This is a genomic window from Rhizobium sp. S163 (assembly GCF_030380805.1).
Taxonomy (GTDB): Bacteria; Pseudomonadota; Alphaproteobacteria; order Rhizobiales; family Rhizobiaceae; genus Rhizobium.
This window is the reverse complement of the sequence record NZ_JAUDSA010000018.1, coordinates 997,897-1,013,810: the sequence shown is the minus strand read 5'-3', so window position 1 is coordinate 1,013,810 and position 15,914 is coordinate 997,897. Positions and strand designations below refer to the sequence as shown.

Genomic DNA, 15,914 nt, shown 5'->3' with positions numbered 1-15,914 from the left:
AATGAGAAACTGAGGCCAAATAATTCTGCCGAAGATACAAAAGCAATACTGCCCTATAGGCGCCGATATAGCCGGTTATGCATCCACCCAGAAATGTTTAAGAACGGTTAACCGCAAAACCGCTTAGTCGGTAAAATTCTAATAAAAATAGAACGATAGAGGCTATTCGGCCACAGCAGAACGGCCCCGTTTCCGGGGCCGATTCGAGAGTGTTTCGGGCGTTCGCAGGCGGGCTTGTGAGGCGTCAGCGGGCCGGCGCCACGAGGCAGAAGAAGGCGCCCTGGGGGTCGATCGCCTGCACCACCCAGCTGCCGCCGGGCACTTCCATCGGGCCGTTGACGACCTGGCCGCCGCCGGCCTGGACCCGCTCGATGGCGGAATCGATGGCGGGCACGTTGAAGTAATAGGCCCAGGCCGGCATCGGCACGTTCTCCGGCTTCGTCATGATGCCGCCGACGGGTGTGCCGTGTTCGGCGAAGATGCGGTAGACGCCCATCGGGCCCATGTCGAAATCATGGTCCTTGGTCCAGCCGAAGAGCTTTTCGTAGAAGGTGAAGGCCTCACCGCCATCGCCGGCGTAGAGTTCGCTCCAGCCGAGCGTGCCCGGCGCGCCCATCGCGGCTTCCGGCGGCGGGCTGTCCATCGGCGCCGGCGTCATGATGCAGATCACGGCGCCATGCGGGTCGGCGACCACGGCGAAACGGCCGATCTCGGGGATATCTTCCGGCGGGCGGCGGACGGAGCCGCCATTGGCGGCGAAATCCCGGGCGCTCTGATCGACATCGTCGACGGCGACATAGCCGGTCCAGTTCGGCGGAATGCCGGTGCCTTCGAGCTCGGCGGGAAAGACCATCATGCCGGCGCGGCCGACGCCATCGGCCTCGAAGATATTGTAGGGTGGCATGCCGGGGACGGTCATTTCGCTGGTCGTCCAACCGACGACCTTCGTGTAGAAATCCTTGGCGCCCTTGGTATCGGGCGTCATCAATTCGCACCAGATGAACTTGCCGTGGGTCTCCGACATCGTGATCTCCCTTTCACGTTCTTCGTTGCGTCGATACAGGCGTGATGATCTCAGGCGCCCATTATCTCAGGTACAGATGATCTCAGGCGTCAGTGGCAGCAGGATGACGTCTTGGGCGCCTCAGCATACTCGTCATGGCGCTTGACGAAGTTCATCGTCGAATCCTCGTTGCGGCCCTTCGGGGCGCGGTCGAGGATCATCAGCGTGCCGATCAGCTCTTCCGGGCCGCAGGCGTAGCTGGAGTAGGTGTGGAAGATCTCGCCCTTCTCGTTCCTGTAAAAGGCGCTTAATCCCGGCAGTTCGTCATTGGCATCTTGTGGCGGGATCGAAGTAAAGTTGTAGAATACTTTATCCTTGCCGAGATCTTCCGGGCTGAACGATACGTGATAGTCGAAGTTGAAGTCGCTGGATGCCGAGGATACCCAGGGGAACTTCCAGCCCATCCTCGTCTTGTAGGCCTCAATCTTGGCGACGGGCGCGCGGGAAACGGCAACCCAGGTGACATCGTGATTGTTCAGGTGCGGCAGCGCGCCATCGACATGGTCGGAGAGGAAGGAGCAACCGGGACAGCCGGCCTCCCAATCGGGACCGAGCATGAAATGATAGATGATCAGCTGGCTGCGGCCATCGAAGAGCTCGCTGAGCGATCTCTTGCCATCGGGCGTGTCGAAGGCATAGTCCTTCTCGACCTTGACCCAGGGAAGCGCCATGCGCTCGGCATTGACCTTGTCCCTCAGATGCGTTGCTTCCTTCTCCTTGAGAAGCAGCGCGCGGCGGGCTTCGAGCCATTCTTCGCGGGAAACGACTTGGTTCTGCATCGTGTGCGCCCTCCTCCGGCGCGACCGAAACGGTCCATTCTCCTTTTCCTTGACTATATATATTGATATCAATAGAAATTAGACATGTCAAACGCTACCGACATTCCTTTCGCAACGACGCTTCTGGTGCGCGACACCTGTCTCTGCCTACATGCGCAGCGGGCCGCGCGGGCCTTGGCGCGGCTGTTTGACGATGCGCTGCGGCCGGCGGGGCTGACCAATGGGCAATTCTCGCTGATGATGTCGCTGAACCGGCCGGAGCCGCCGCCGATGGGGCCGGTCGCCAGGCTGCTTGCCATGGACCAGACGACGCTGACGGCGGCGCTGAAGCCGCTGCAGCGGCGCGGCTGGGTCGAAGTCTTCCCGAACCCGAGGGACAAGCGCGGCCGGCTGCTGCGGCTGACGCCCGAGGGCATGCGGGTGCTAACCGCGGCGCTGCCGATCTGGGAAAGCACGCATGCGGCGCTGGAACAGACGTTGCCCGAGGGCAATGCCGAGCGGCTGCGGCAGGATTTGCAGGCGCTGGCCTAGGCTCAGAGCTTGTTGGCGATGCGCGGGTCATCACCGAAATCGGCGCGGGTAAACCCAATTCTCGCTTTCGGAAATTCGCAGAGCGCCTGGACGCCTGTTGCGGAAAGGCGCAGGCGCCATGTCTGGCGCTCGACGGGTTCGCGCGCGGCGAAGGCCGAGGCGGTGAGCAGCGCGATGTTGCGGCGGTGGCCGGGATCGCGGACCGAAGCGTAGAGGATCGCCTGGCAATCGGCCTCGCGGGCGGCATCGGCCAGCGCCTGGCAGGGCTCGTAGCGCTGGGGATCGGTCCAGACCGCATGGTCGCGGTCGAGCGGCGGCGTGGTGAGGTCGATCGCGCGCGGCGTCTCGATGGCTGCTGCAAAGGCGGTGTATTCGGCGGCGTTGGCGGGAAGCGGTGTATCCGGGGAATCGGCGAAGAACAGCAGCCGGTAGAAGGCCATCTCCGATATCGCGGTCTCGACCGCTTCCGATGCGTAGTAAATGCCGAGCGTGCGCCCTGCCCGGCGGAAGCGCGAGCCGTGGGGATAGATGGCGCCGTAGCGGAAGGGTGTCGCCAAGAGATAGTCGAGGCCCTTGCATTCCGGCGGCAGGACCGGCTTGCTTTCTTCCAGCAGCGTTTCGAGCAGGGCCTGCTCTTCCAGCGTATCGACGATCTTCAAGGTCGAGATCTGATGCTGCGCCTCCACCAGTCGCCAGAAGCGGCCGGAGACGGGTCGCGCTTCAGACGATAGCGCGGCGGGCGTCCAGGTAGGCGAGGACATCGGTCAATCCTGATATGCTGACGATCTTTTCGAGCGGCGTGGCGCCGAGCGCGGTGTTGGCGTTGCGCAGCCATGAGCGCGCGACCGCTTCATCACCGCCGACGATGGCATCGAGCGAGCGGAACAGGCGTACGAGCAGGATGGCGAGTTCGAAGGATTTCGAGCCGCGCTCGAGCAGGTAATCCTGCCGCTTCATGCGCGATACGGTGGCTTCCGACAGGCCAAGCACTGATGACAGCGTGCGGGCACTGATGCCGAGGCGCTCGGCGGCGGCAACGGCGGCCTTGGTGATGACGACGGCCTCCGACGGCTGCGTACCTGATAGCGGATGGGCGATGGCCATGGCGATTTCCTTTCCTTGGAAACAATATAGCGATTATATTTCTAATGGAAAGATGATTGGCGGTAATTCCGGCCGAAAAGAAAACAACCCGGCCTGCCTGTGCGGACCGGGTTGCCAATAGTCGTGACGGCCAAGCTTACTTCGCCGATGGGTCCTTGATGGTCTTGCCGATCGAGAAGGCCAGAAGGGCCGAGATCAGCATCAAGGCGCCGACGATGAACATCGGCATCTCGTAGAGACCCGTGGCATCCTTGACAGCACCGGTGATGTAGGGTGCCGCGAAGCCCGCGATGTTGCCCACGGTGTTGATGAGCGCGATGCCTGCGGCAGCCGCAGCACCCGTGAGGAAGCGCGAGGGGAAGGACCAGAAGTTCGGCAGCGCCGAAAAGATCGCGCAAGCGGTGAGCGTGATGGCGATGACGGTTGCCTCAGGAGACGACATCAGCAGAGCGAGCGGGATGCTGATCGCGCCGACCAGAGCCGGGATACCGACGTGCCAGGCGCGGACGCCACGCTTGGACGCATCGCGGCTCCAGAAGAACAGCGCGACGGCGGCCGGCAGATACGGGATCGCCGTGATCAGGCCCTTGTCGAAGACGTTGAACTTGGTGCCGAACTTGGTCTCGAAGCCTGCGATGATGGTCGGCAGGAAGAAGGCCAGTGCATAAAGGCCGTAGATCAGGCCGAAGTAGATGACCGAAAGCAGCCAGACGCGCTTGTCCTTGAGCGCCTGCAGGGTCATCGAGCCGTGGCCGGAGAGCTTGCCAGCTTCTTCCTTGGCGAGTTCGCGGTTCAGCCAGTCACGCTCTTCCGAGGTCAGCCACTTGGCGGCGGTCGGGGTGTCGGGCAGATAGAACCAGGTGATGATGCCGACGATGATCGCAGGAACGGCGACGCCGAAGAACATGATGCGCCAGCCTTCGTAGCCGAACAGGCCGTGCGCCTGGATGAGCAGCGAGGCGATCGGCGCGCCGATAACCGTGGTCAGCGGCTGGGCCAGATAGAAGAGCGCCAGGATCTTGGCGCGATGGCGGCCGGGAACCCAGGTGCTGAGATAGAGGATGGCGCCGGGGAAGAAGCCAGCCTCGGCAACGCCGAGCAGGAAGCGCAGCGAATAGAGGCCGGTGACGCTGCTCACCCAGGTGAAGAGCATCGCAACGACGCCCCAGGTCACCATGATGCGGGCGAGCCAGCGACGGGCACCGTATTTGTGAAGCGCCAGGTTGCTCGGGATTTCCAGGACGATATAGCCAACGAAGAAGATGCCGGCGGCAAAGCCGAACTGGGCCGCGGTCATGCCGAGGTCCTGCGTCATCCCGTTCGGGCCGGCAAAGGAGATTGCCGTACGGTCGAGGAAGTTGATGAAGAACATCAATGCAATGAAGGGAACCAGGCGAATGGAGATCTTGCGGATCGCCGATTTTTCGACCTGCTGTTCCTGGTCTGATAGTTTAAACGTCGCGTTCACATAGTCCTCCCGACAAGACCGCTGCGGCCCATCGAGCCTACGAGTGCGACCTGCGCTATGCAGCCCCGTTGTGTCGGGAATGCTGGATGTTGATCTCTAGCCCTACCGCGAAAGTCGGTCTCCTATGTCCGATACTTGTGCAACTGATCGCGCCCGTTTACCGAATGCGCCTTGCTGCACGAGCCCCAACGGACATGCCTCCTCCCCTAGCGAGCAACATATTTCTGTCAAATTAGCCATCACTCGTCAACTGGTATGATGAGATAGTGAGCATTCTTTAACAGAATATTAGAACATGTTCAAAATCTCGAAGCGCTGAATCGCGCCGCGAAACGAAAAAGGCGCCGCGCTCGAAGCGAGCACGACACCTTTGGCAATCCAGGCCCAGTCCCGCCTTATCAGGCGACGGTCACCGGCACTTCCGTGGAGGTGCGCATGGCGTGGCTGTAGGGGCAAACGATATGCGCTGCGGCAGCCAGCTTTTCAGCGGTCGGCTTGTCGAGGCCCGGAATGTTGACCGTCAGCGCCACTTCGATGCCGAAGCCGCCGCCATCTTCACGCGGGCCGATGCCGACGGTGGCCGATACGGTCGTGTCTTCTGGAATCTTGACCTTCTGCTGGCCCGCGACAAATTTCAGGGCACCGAGGAAGCAGGCCGAGTAGCCGGCCGCGAAGAGCTGTTCCGGATTGGTGCCGGTGGCGCCGTCGCCGCCAAGTTCCTTCGGAACCGTCAGCGTAACATCAAGAACGCCGTTTTCGGAAACGGCGCGGCCTGCGCGGCCACCGGTGGCGGAAGCTTTGGTTGTGTAGAGGATCGGCATGTCAGTCTCCTTCGTTGGGGTTGGATTTTGTATATCGCGCAATTAAATTGTACGCAAGTGAATTTTGCAAATTGCATTCGAAATCCGAAAAGACGACAATGCGGTATCGGGGAAAGACGATGACCAAAGCGCATATGGCTAAGACGATGAAAATTCCGGAAGAGGAAAAGCGGCTGGAGCGACAGCTCTGTTTCGCGGTCTATTCGACGGCGCATGCCTTCACGCGCGCCTACAAGCCGATCCTCGACAAGGTGGGCCTCACCTATCCGCAATATCTCGTCATGCTCGTTTTGTGGGAGAAGTCGGCGCTGCCGGTGAAGACGATTGGCGAGCAGCTCGATCTCGATTCGGGCACTCTGTCTCCGCTGTTGAAGCGCCTCGAGCAGAGCGGGCTCATCGTGCGCACCCGCGACCCCAAGGACGAGCGGCAGGTGATCGTGACGCTGACCGCAGAGGGCGACGCGATGCGCTCGCAGGTGGACGACATCATGGGCGAGATCGGCCAGGCGATCGGCTGCACGCTCGAAGAGATGGCCGATATTCGCGAGAAGCTGCAGGGCCTGCGCGGCAATCTGACCGAGACGCGCTGACGCCTCCGATCCCCTCACCCGAACCGACAGACGGGTTGACTCCGACGGTTAGTTTGCGAATTTTATAGCCGCGACGCCTGTTCGCGCAGTTCAGTCGGGAGGAATTGCGAGATGTCATGCCCAAACCACGCACCATGTGCCTCACACCCGATCTTGTCCAACTCTGCTATCGCGAAGAAGTCGATCCCGGCCCGGATCCGCGCCGCACGACGCTGACGGACGACGATTTCGCCTCGCTCACCGAGCGGCTGACGGAAGAGAGCGGCGACGAGCCGCTGTGGGTCTTCGCCTACGGATCGCTGATCTGGAAACCGGAATTCGAGTTCGTCGACCAGAGCCGCGCGACGGCTCTCGGCTGGCATCGCTCCTTCTGTCTTGAGATCAAGAGTTGGCGCGGCTCGCCCGAGCAGGCAGGCCTGATGATGGCGCTCGATCGTGGCGGGCAGTGCGACGGCATGATGTACCAGTTGCCTCAGGGAGACCGGGCCGCGCAGATCTCCCGACTGCTGCGCCGCGAGATCAGCGACCGCGAGCACATCGACACCATCCGCTGGCTGCCGGTGAAGACGCCTAAGGGCCGGGCCCGAGCGCTGGGTTTCTGGATCGGGCCGACAGGCAACCGCATCTACCGCAAGCAGCCCCTGCCCCTGGTGGCCGCCACGCTTGCACGCGCCTGCGGCTATGTCGGTTCCTGCGCCGAATATCTCTACAACACCGTCACCCATCTGGAGAATTTCGGCATCCACGACCGAAACCTCTGGCGTCTGCAGGAACTCGTCGCCGCCGAGATCCGCCAGATCCACGGGATCGAACAGCCGACGGCATAGAGGCTTGCCGCTCCTGGTATGGCGGCTTTACAACCCGGCCTCGCGCAGTGATTTCATCATTTCCCGCAGGCCGCGGCTCAGATGCTTGTCGCGGCGCACGACCATTCCGAGCTTGCGCACCAGCGGCGGACTGACAGGTGCGGTTTCGAGGAAGCCGGCGCGGTCGCGCTTCAGCGCCAGGCCGGGCAGGATCGACCAGCCGAGGCCGGCCGCCACCAGCTCCTTGATGGCCTCGACGCTGCCGAACTCCATGACAGGGCGGGCGACCAAACCGGCCTGCCCCATCCATTCATCGATGGTCCGTCTCGTGTTACCACCGTCATAGAGCAGCAGCGGCTTGGTGTTGACGAAGGCGGCGTCCGGGCCGCCTTGCGGGATGGCCGAGCCGCGCGGCGCGACCACCATCAACTCGTCGTCATAGAAGGCCTCGACCTCGAAGGACCGGCCGGGCGCCGGCAGCGTCACGACCGCGACATCGAGCGCATTGGTCTCGAGATCGCGCAGGATGTCGTCGGTGTTGCCGATGCGGACGGTGATTTCGAGCCCGGGCATTTTCTTCCGGGCCCTAGATATTGCCCGCGGCAGCAGATGGATGGAGGCGGTGGCGCCGCTGCCGATGCGCACGCGGCCGCTCTCGCCATTCCTGTGCGGCGTCATCGCCTCCTCGGCATCGGCCAGTTCCCGCATGATCCGCCGAGCATGGTCGAGAAATTCGAGACCGGCCGCCGTCGGCTGCGCCCGGCGTCCGACGCGCTCGATCAGGCGCACGCCGATGCGCTGTTCCAGGAGCTTGATCTGCAGGCTGACCGCCGGCTGGGTCACGCCCGCCTTGTCGGCGGCGGCGGTGAAGCTTCCGAGTTCGGCGATGTGAATGAAGGTCTGCAGCTGATCGAAACCGAATGCCATGCGAAGTTTCTCTTATGGTTTGCATAAGATGCATAAGCTTCATTGCGGGACATATCCAGCGCATTGTCGGGGCAGGCCAATACGGAGACAGAAGAGATGGCGACCGACACATCGGACGAAAGATCACGCCAGCCGCGCATGCCGGCACTGCTGGCAACGCTTGCGGGGGCCACGCGAAACATCATTGAAAGCATCGAGACGCGTTGCCGGAAACAACGCGGCAGGGCCGAGCTTAGCGAGCTGACCGATGACGAGCTCAAGGATATCGGCGTGTCGCGCGCGGACGCGATGACGGAAGCGGCGAGATCGGCGTTCTGGGGATGAGGAGAGATTCGGCGCAGCCATGGGCATGCGCGAAAAGTCTCTCCCCTGATCGGGGAGAGACGGAGACAGTGACTTACTGCTTGACGACGATCGGCGCCTTGTTCGGCACGCGGTCGTAAAGGTCGATGATGTCCTGGTTCAGCAGGCGAACGCAGCCCGACGATACGGCCTTGCCGATCGAGCGCCAGTCCGGATTACCGTGCAGACGGTAGAGCGTGTCCTGGCCGCCGGAGAAGATGTAGAGCGCGCGGGCGCCGAGCGGGTTCTTCAGGCCCGGCTCCATGCCGCCGTTCTCGATCGAGTATTTCACGAGTTCCGGCTGACGGGCGACCATCTCATTCGGTGGCTTCCAGCGCGGCCACTTCTGACGCCACTGGATGACGCCGTCGCCCTGCCAGGCGAAGCCTTCGCGGCCGATGCCGACGCCATAGCGCATTGCTGTCCCGCCCGGCTGGACGAGATAGAGGAAGCGCGAGGGGGTATCGACGACGATGGTGCCGGGGCGCTCGCCGGTCGGATCGATGACCTGCTGGCGATAGTAGCGCGGATCGATCTGCTGGTAGGGAACTGGCGGAATGAGGAAGCCGCCATCCTCGACCGGGCCGTACATGACAGCGAGCTCGGCATCGGTGGGCGCCGGCGTCGTCTGGAAAGCGCGGATGGGGTTCGGGAATGCCATTGGCTGGCCGTACGACGGGCTCGTGCCCGAAGTGGAGGCACACCCTGCCAGCGCCGATGCCGCGGTTACCGCTGAAAGCGATAGAAAGTTGCGGCGGGATATGGATTTTTCAAAGCTCATAACGAGGGTCAATTTTCCTTAAGCGCGGAAACGACGAACGTCGTTTCCTGGAGGGTTGTTCAACGCTAGTCACAATTCAAGGAAACTATCCCGTTATGCTAAATAAACCAGAACCTCACGAAGACGTGTGCCCGCTTGTGGCGACGTTCTCACGCCGCCTGTTGCGCGGCTACATCACCACGATCTCGGACTTGGCCGAAACGCGGTCGTAGAGATCGATGACGTCCTGGTTCATCATGCGCACGCAGCCCGACGAAGTGGACTTGCCGATCGACTCCCAATCGGGCGTTCCGTGGATTCGGTAGAGCGTATCCTCGCCATTCTTGAAGATATACATGGCGCGGGCTCCGAGCGGATTTCCAAGGCCTGGGTTCATCCCGCCATTGGCCGCCGAAAACGAGCGGACATCGGGCTGACGCTTGACCATCTCATCGGGCGGCGTCCAGCGCGGCCACTTCTGCTTCCACTGGATGACGCCGCGGCCGGACCAGGCATAGCCTTCGCGGCCGAGACCGACGCCATAGCGCATGGCCTTGCCATTGGGCTCGATGAAATAGAGGTGCTTGGTCTTGGTGTTGACGACGATGGTGCCGGGCTTTTCAGTCGAGGGGTAATCGACCTCCTGGCGCATGTATTCCGGATCGACGCGGCTGACGGGGATGGCAGGCAGCGTGAAGTCGTTGTCCCTCACCTCGCCATACATCGCGGCGCTGACGGGATTGATCAACGGCATGCCGTAGGTACGCATCTGGGTGGCGCCGGGGATGCCGTAGGTCTGGTTGTAGATCGTCGCGGGAACGCCGGGGCGCTGCGGGATCGGCGCATTGATCGGCCGGACGCGATCGGGATCGATGCCCGGCGGCTTGTAGAAGACAGGATAGGTTTCCTGCACGAAACGGGCCGGATCGGTGGCGCCGGTATCGGGCACGAGAATGTTGCAGCCGCCAAGCGACAGGGCCGCCAACACAAGCCCCGACATGGCCGACAACCGGCTTAGACCCTTCATGAAACCACCCTCATCGATAACAGCGACATTTATAGCTGCCGCGAGGATGGCATGCGCGGCTGGCGCGAAGCTGGCGATGACGGCCAGCCAGCGCCCTAACGCGACTGATTAAGCCGCCACGCCGTGGAAGAAGCGGATGCTCTGCTCGATTTCCTCCGGCAAGGCGGATGTGTGGCCGCCCTTGGCCGTATCCGTCTCGATGCGAACGCCGCCGGATCGCGCGCGGCTGGCGAGCAGGCCGGCGCGATCGTTGAAATGCGATTCGTCCGTGCCGTGGACGACGCGCACCGGGCACTTGAAGCTCTGGGCGTAGCACAGCGCCGTGCGCACCTCGAACTCGTGGGTGTTGTCGTCGTCGAAGCGGATATCCTGCGGATAGCGATTGAAGAAGCGGAAGGCGTCGGGATTGCCGGAGATCGGGGCTGCGGCGCGGAACTTGTGGGTCGACATCGAGGCCAGCATGGTGAGCGTGCCGCCGATGCTGTGGCCGGCGATGAAAAGCCTGTTCGCATCGACACCCGGCAGATGCGCCAGACGATCAGCGGCCGACAGCACGTCGTCCACCTCGTCGTAGAAGCCGGAGAAATTGCCCGCCTGGCCATTTTCGCCGCGCACCGACGGCATCAGCACCACGAAGCCGGCGTCGATATAGGGCCCCATCAGGTTCCAGTGGCCGACGCCCATGGCATTGCCGCCATGCAGGAAGAGAATGCCGGGCTTGGCCTTGCGCTCGCGCTTGTATTTCGACACCCAGGCGACCAGCTCCAGCTCGCCGCCATAGCCGGAGCGATAGAAGATTTTCTCGGCATTGGCGGGTGCATCGAGCGGCTCGTACTTGTCGGGCGCCGGGCCCTTTTCGAGCAGCCGCGTGCGGAAGCGCTTGCGCACCTTGGCGTAGTCGCGGGTGATCAGACGCGGCTCGGGGGGAACGTCAAAGGCATTGGCGACACCGGGAAGAGCCGGAAGAACGAGGGCGCCGGCGAGCCCGCCAAGAAGCAGGCGGCGCTGGCGCGAAAAGGAATGGTCGTTGTCTGATGTCATATCACTCTTCCGTCTTCCCCGGCATGATAGATGCTTGCCCGGCATGATAGATGCTTGCACCCTCGGCGCTTCAACGCCAAGACACATTGTGTTGAGGATGCACAGTCGGATGTATTTTGCATCAGGAAAATGCGGGATGGGGAGAGATCATCGAGAAAACGGTGACTTGAAGACCGCCCCTACCCCGCCTTCGCATCGATCATCGCCACCAGCGTCGTCAGCCTATCGGCCTCGTAGGACGGCTTGTCCTGGCGCAGGCGCGAGATGCGGGGGAAGCGCATGGCGACGCCTGACTTGTGGCGGTTGGAGCGGTTGATGCCTTCGAAGGCGACTTCCACCACGAAGCCGAAATCCTTGTCGGCGCGCACGGCGCGCACCGGGCCGAAGCGTTCGGTGGTGTTGTTGCGCACGAACTTGTCGAGGATCTCCAGCTCGGCGTCGGTGAAGCCGAAATAGGCCTTGCCGACGGGCACCAGCTGCTCGCCATCTGGCGTTTCGGCCCAGACGCCGAAGGTGAAATCGGAATAATAGCTTGAGCGCTTTCCATGGCCGCGCTGGGCATACATCAGCACGGCGTCGACATTATAGGGGTTGCGTTTCCACTTGAACCACGGCCCCTTGAGCCGCCCGGCCTGATAGACGCTGTCGCGGCGCTTGATCATCACCCCCTCGATGACGGGATCGGGCGGGGTCGAGCGCAGGTCGTCGAGCTCTTCCCAACTGGAGAAGGGAACCAGCGCGGAGAGGTCGAAGCGTTCGTGCGGCGCTTGCTCGACGATTTCGCTCAAGCGGGCGCGGCGTTCGAGATAGGTCTTGGCGCGCACGTCCTCCTCGCCGTCGAACAACAGGTCGTAAGCGCGGATGAAGGCGGGATAATCGTCCTGCATCTTCTGCGTCACGGTCTTGCGGTTGAGGCGCTGCTGCAGGTCGGAGAAGGTGCGGGTCGGGCTGTTGGAGCGGGCGGTGCCGCCGACCAGAAGCTCGCCGTCGATGACGCCGTCGAAGCTGATGGATTGGACGATATCGGGAAAGGCGGCGGAGATGTCGTCGCCGGAGCGGGAGTAGATCTTGCGGGTCTCGCCTGCGCGCGACAGCTGCACGCGGATGCCATCCCATTTCCATTCGGCGGCGTAGTCGGTCGGGTCGAGCTGCGTGAGATCGCCCTCCTCCACAGGGTTCGCCAGCATCACCGAATGGAAAATCGCCGGCGTCGCCAGCACCGGCTTGCCGCCCTTGCCCTCCAGCCAGGCAAACAGGCTCTCATAGGGCGGCTGCAGACCGTGCCACAAGGTTTCGATCTCGGTCACATCGGGTTCCCCGAGATCGGCCAGCGCCTGCTTGGCAAGCCGTGCCGAGACGCCAATACGCAGCGCGCCGGTCGCGAGCTTGATGAAGGCGAAGCGGCCGGAGGCGTCGAGGCGGTCGAGCAGATCGCGGACATAGCTGCGCACCTCGGTGCGGCCGAGCGTGTTCATCTCAGCCACGACCTCGCCGAGCCTCGGCTGCGCCAGCGCCGAGCGCTCTATGTCTCGTTCATTGTCCCAGACGAGCGAGATCGTCTCGGCGAGATCGCCGACGTAGTCGTAGGAGTAGCGGAAGAGGACGTCGTCGATGCGCTCGAGCGCCAGCTCGCGCAGCATGGCGGGCTTGACGTTGCGGACATCGAGCGTGCCGGCGATTGCCGCAAGGCCGTAGCCGCGATCGGGGTCGGGCGTGTCGCGGAAGTAGTCCGTCAGCAGCTTGAGCTTGCCGTTGCGGGATGGGGTCAGGACCAGGCGGTCGAGGAGGTCGGCGAAGGCTTTCATGGGTGGCCTCCGCTTGTTTTCTCGGAGGCGTTGGTGGGTGGGATACCCCCCTCTGTCCTGCCGGACATCTCCCCCACAAGGGGGGAGATCGACTCGTGGTTATATCTCCGCCAAACAATGAGCGTGGAGCGAGCGGCCGCCCCCAGCCAATCTCCCCCCTTGTGGGGGAGATGCCCGGCAGGGCAGAGGGGGGTAATGCTGGCGCCAAAGGTATCGGCAGTTGGAAGACCAAATAAACCCATCACTCCGCCTCATCCTCATACCCCACCAGATGCAGCGGCTTGGCCTTGATGCCCTGCAATTCGCACCAGCGCACCAGCGCCTCCTCGCGCCCATGCGTCACCCAGACCTCGGCGGGGTGAAGCTCGGAAATCGTGTCGGTCAATTCCGGCCAGTCGCAATGGTCGGAGATGACGAGCGGCAGCTCGACGCCGCCCTGCTTGGCGCGCTGGCGCACCATCATCCAACCGGAAGCGAAGGCAGGCAGCGGGTCGTTGAAGCGGCGGGCCCAGCGGTCGGCGAAGGCGGATGACGGGCCGACGACGACGGCGCCCTTGAATGCGGACTTGTCGCGTCCCTCGACGGTTGCCGGACGCAGCTCGCCGAGGTCGATGCCTTGGCTGACATAGTAGTCGCAGAGCCGCTCCATGGCGCCGTGGATATAGATAGGTTGGTCGTAGCCGGTATCGCGCAGGAGGCGGATGACGCGCTGCGCCTTGCCGAGCGCGTAGGCGCCGATCATGTGGGTGCGCTCGGGAAACTGGCGCAGCGACGCATAGAGCTTCGCCATTTCGCCCGCGGGGTCCGGATGGTGGAAGACAGGCAGGCCGAAGGTCGCCTCGGTGATGAAGACGTCGCAGGCAACAGGTTCATAGGGCGCGCAGGTCGGGTCGGGGCGGCGCTTGTAGTCGCCCGAGACGACGATGCGCGTCGCGTCCTTTTCGATCGCGATCTGGGCGGAGCCGAGCACATGGCCGGCGGGATGGAAGCTCACCTTGACGCCGTTGACGACGATTTCTTCGCCCAAGGCGGCGGCCTGTTCCGAGCCGCAGAAATCCTCGCCATAGCGGATGCGCATGATGTCGAGCGTCTGGCGGGTGGCAAGCACATGGCCGTGGCCGGAGCGGGCGTGATCGGAATGGCCGTGGGTGATCAGCGCGCGCTCAACGGGCCTGACCGGATCGACATAAAATCGGCCCAGCGGGCAGTAGAGCCCCTCGGGCGCGGGATAAAGCAGCGCGTCAAATCTCATTGCCATAGAGATAGCGGCAACTGGCGGAAGAACCAGAGGGCAGCATTCGACATGCCGCGTTGAAGGCCGTGCCCGATGTCTCGTATCGCGATGGCCTTCCAGCGACGCGGCGCCAACATGCTAACAAAGCGTAACCGCCATGCGCCGGATGTCCCGAAACGGAACAGAAATCGCGGCACGGTTCCTGCATAGCGAAGACCATGAACAAATCGCCGCTCACATCGTCCCTGCCCCTTTCGTCCCGCCGCAACCTCCTGCGCCTTGCCGCCTGCTCCACCGTTGCGCTTCTCGCGCCGCCGGCCTTCGCGGCGAGCCGGCAGCCGGATCTGCGCGGGTCGATCGACGCGGTGAAATACAAGGCAGCACCCGATCCCGGCGATCGCAAGAGCAGCAGCTTGCAGAAGATGATCGACGACGCGTCGGCAGAGAATGTTCCGGTGTTCCTGCCGCCGGGTGTCTACAAGGTGTCGAACCTGACCTTGCCCGACAATACGCGCATCACCGGCGTGCCGGGCGCATCGCGGATCGTCTATACCGGCGACGGACGGCTGTTTACCGCCGAAAACGTCAAGCGCATCGAGCTCTCCAACATCGTGATCGACGGGCAGAACCGCTGGCTCGGCGACGATAGCTCGGCGTTGGTGCAATTCACCGGCGTCGACGAGGTCGTGATCGACAATTGCGAGATCTCGGGAAGCCGCAAGCATGCGCTGCAGCTGGAGCGCTGCGGCGGGCGGATCGAGCGCAGCAGGATCTCGGGGGCCGCGCAATCCGGGCTCTACGCGGTGGAATCCTCAGGGCTATCGGTGACCAACAACGAGGTGTTCGATTGCGGCAATGGCGGCATCCTGATCCATCGCTGGAAGAAGGCGGCCGATGACAGCATCGTCAGCGGCAACCGGATCTACAGGATCGGCGCCACCGATGGCGGCACCGGGCAGAACGGCAACGGCATCAACCTGTTTCGCGCCGACAATGTCATGGTGAGTAACAACCATATCTCCGACTGCGCCTTCACCGCGATCCGCGCCAACTCGGCCTCCGACGTGCAGATCACAGGCAACCAGTGCCGGCGATCGGGCGAGACGGCGATCTATGTCGAATTCGAATTCGAGGGGGCCGTCGTCGCAAACAACATGATCGATGGCGCCGCCAACGGCATTTCGATCGCCAATTTCGACAAGGGCGGCAGGCTTGCCAGCGTCACCGGCAACGTCGTGCGCAATCTGAAGCTCGACGGCCCCTACAAGCCGGATGTGAGCTTCGGCATCGGCATCGCCGCCGAGGCCGATACGCTGGTTTCGAACAACATCATCGAGGGTGCGCCAAGATGGGGCATGCAGCTCGGCTGGGGTCCCTACATGCGCAACCTGGTGGTGACAGGTAATGTGGTGCGCAAGGCGCCGGTCGGCTGCGCGGTCTCGGTCGTCGATGGGGCGGGCACCTGCGTCATTACCGACAACGTGTTTCAGGATATGGCCGAGGGCGCGGTGGTCGGGTTCGAATGGGACAAGAAGATATCGGGAGAACTGGCGGATGGCGCCGGCGGCTACGCGCATCTGACGGTCGAGCGCAATCGCGTGTCGTGAAGCATGTCG

The 15,914-nt window shown here is 62.9% G+C and carries 17 protein-coding genes; 5 read left to right on the top strand and 12 right to left on the bottom strand.

Features of this window, described 5'->3' with window-relative positions; all coding sequences use genetic code 11:
• Window positions 1-244: 244 nt before the first annotated feature.
• Together QTL96_RS20680 and QTL96_RS20675 are read right to left on the bottom strand one after the other, a co-directional pair.
• On the bottom strand, window positions 245-1,024 hold the full coding sequence (locus QTL96_RS20680) for a VOC family protein (protein WP_289728990.1): 780 nt from the start codon (window positions 1,022-1,024) through the stop codon (window positions 245-247).
• 89 nt (window positions 1,025-1,113) lie between these two features.
• Complete coding sequence (locus QTL96_RS20675) at window positions 1,114-1,842, bottom strand: thioredoxin family protein (protein WP_289728989.1); 729 nt, start codon at window positions 1,840-1,842, stop codon at window positions 1,114-1,116.
• Window positions 1,843-1,926: 84 nt separating this feature from the next.
• On the opposite strand from QTL96_RS20675, the gene QTL96_RS20670 reads away from it, so the two are divergent.
• On the top strand, window positions 1,927-2,373 hold the full coding sequence (locus tag QTL96_RS20670) for a MarR family transcriptional regulator (protein WP_289728988.1): 447 nt from the start codon (window positions 1,927-1,929) through the stop codon (window positions 2,371-2,373).
• A gap of 2 nt (window positions 2,374-2,375) precedes the next feature.
• Here the strand turns inward: QTL96_RS20670 and QTL96_RS20665 are convergent, their stop codons facing one another.
• The 4 genes from QTL96_RS20665 to QTL96_RS20650 form a co-directional block, all read right to left on the bottom strand.
• Window positions 2,376-3,134 carry an RES family NAD+ phosphorylase gene (locus tag QTL96_RS20665; protein ID WP_289728987.1) on the bottom strand — a complete coding sequence of 253 codons (759 nt, stop codon included), beginning with the start codon at window positions 3,132-3,134 and terminating at the stop codon, window positions 2,376-2,378.
• Window positions 3,094-3,477, bottom strand: a complete 384-nt coding sequence (locus QTL96_RS20660) for an MbcA/ParS/Xre antitoxin family protein (RefSeq protein WP_047507755.1) — start codon at window positions 3,475-3,477, stop codon at window positions 3,094-3,096. The genes QTL96_RS20665 and QTL96_RS20660 overlap by 41 nt, the downstream gene beginning before the upstream one ends.
• Window positions 3,478-3,613: 136 nt before the next feature.
• Window positions 3,614-4,945 carry an MFS transporter gene (locus tag QTL96_RS20655; protein WP_018898984.1) on the bottom strand — a complete coding sequence of 444 codons (1,332 nt, stop codon included), beginning with the start codon at window positions 4,943-4,945 and terminating at the stop codon, window positions 3,614-3,616.
• A 398-nt stretch (window positions 4,946-5,343) separates the two neighbouring features.
• Window positions 5,344-5,766, bottom strand: a complete 423-nt coding sequence (locus QTL96_RS20650) for an organic hydroperoxide resistance protein (RefSeq protein WP_018898985.1) — start codon at window positions 5,764-5,766, stop codon at window positions 5,344-5,346.
• Between the two features lie 119 nt (window positions 5,767-5,885).
• Between QTL96_RS20650 and QTL96_RS20645 the strand changes: the two genes are divergently transcribed.
• Both QTL96_RS20645 and QTL96_RS20640 read left to right on the top strand, forming a co-directional pair.
• Complete coding sequence (locus QTL96_RS20645; protein WP_289728986.1) at window positions 5,886-6,356, top strand: MarR family transcriptional regulator; 471 nt, start codon at window positions 5,886-5,888, stop codon at window positions 6,354-6,356.
• Between the two features lie 116 nt (window positions 6,357-6,472).
• Window positions 6,473-7,183 (top strand): gamma-glutamylcyclotransferase, encoded by a 711-nt coding sequence (locus QTL96_RS20640; RefSeq protein ID WP_289728985.1) that lies wholly within the window; start codon window positions 6,473-6,475, stop codon window positions 7,181-7,183.
• A gap of 27 nt (window positions 7,184-7,210) precedes the next feature.
• Here the strand turns inward: QTL96_RS20640 and QTL96_RS20635 are convergent, their stop codons facing one another.
• Window positions 7,211-8,089 (bottom strand): LysR family transcriptional regulator, encoded by an 879-nt coding sequence (locus QTL96_RS20635; RefSeq protein ID WP_289728984.1) that lies wholly within the window; start codon window positions 8,087-8,089, stop codon window positions 7,211-7,213.
• 96 nt (window positions 8,090-8,185) lie between these two features.
• On the opposite strand from QTL96_RS20635, the gene QTL96_RS20630 reads away from it, so the two are divergent.
• Window positions 8,186-8,413, top strand: coding sequence for a DUF1127 domain-containing protein (locus tag QTL96_RS20630; RefSeq protein WP_289728983.1), 228 nt, complete (start codon window positions 8,186-8,188; stop codon window positions 8,411-8,413).
• A gap of 73 nt (window positions 8,414-8,486) precedes the next feature.
• On the opposite strand, the gene QTL96_RS20625 is transcribed toward QTL96_RS20630, so the two are convergent.
• From QTL96_RS20625 to QTL96_RS20605, 5 genes are all read right to left on the bottom strand, one after another.
• Window positions 8,487-9,212, bottom strand: a complete 726-nt coding sequence (locus QTL96_RS20625) for a L,D-transpeptidase (RefSeq protein WP_113235677.1) — start codon at window positions 9,210-9,212, stop codon at window positions 8,487-8,489.
• Window positions 9,213-9,381: 169 nt separating this feature from the next.
• Entirely contained in the window at window positions 9,382-10,218 is an 837-nt protein-coding gene (locus QTL96_RS20620; RefSeq protein WP_047507767.1) for a L,D-transpeptidase, read from the bottom strand.
• A 108-nt stretch (window positions 10,219-10,326) separates the two neighbouring features.
• Window positions 10,327-11,259, bottom strand: a complete 933-nt coding sequence (locus QTL96_RS20615) for an alpha/beta fold hydrolase (protein ID WP_018898992.1) — start codon at window positions 11,257-11,259, stop codon at window positions 10,327-10,329.
• A 179-nt stretch (window positions 11,260-11,438) separates the two neighbouring features.
• Window positions 11,439-13,064, bottom strand: coding sequence for a cisplatin damage response ATP-dependent DNA ligase (locus QTL96_RS20610; protein WP_289728982.1), 1,626 nt, complete (start codon window positions 13,062-13,064; stop codon window positions 11,439-11,441).
• A 241-nt stretch (window positions 13,065-13,305) separates the two neighbouring features.
• Entirely contained in the window at window positions 13,306-14,316 is a 1,011-nt protein-coding gene (locus QTL96_RS20605; protein ID WP_289729156.1) for a ligase-associated DNA damage response exonuclease, read from the bottom strand.
• A 200-nt stretch (window positions 14,317-14,516) separates the two neighbouring features.
• On the opposite strand from QTL96_RS20605, the gene QTL96_RS20600 reads away from it, so the two are divergent.
• A complete protein-coding gene (locus QTL96_RS20600) occupies window positions 14,517-15,905 on the top strand; it encodes a TIGR03808 family TAT-translocated repetitive protein (RefSeq protein ID WP_289728981.1) in 1,389 nt (462 codons plus the stop codon).
• Window positions 15,906-15,914 lie beyond the last annotated feature (9 nt).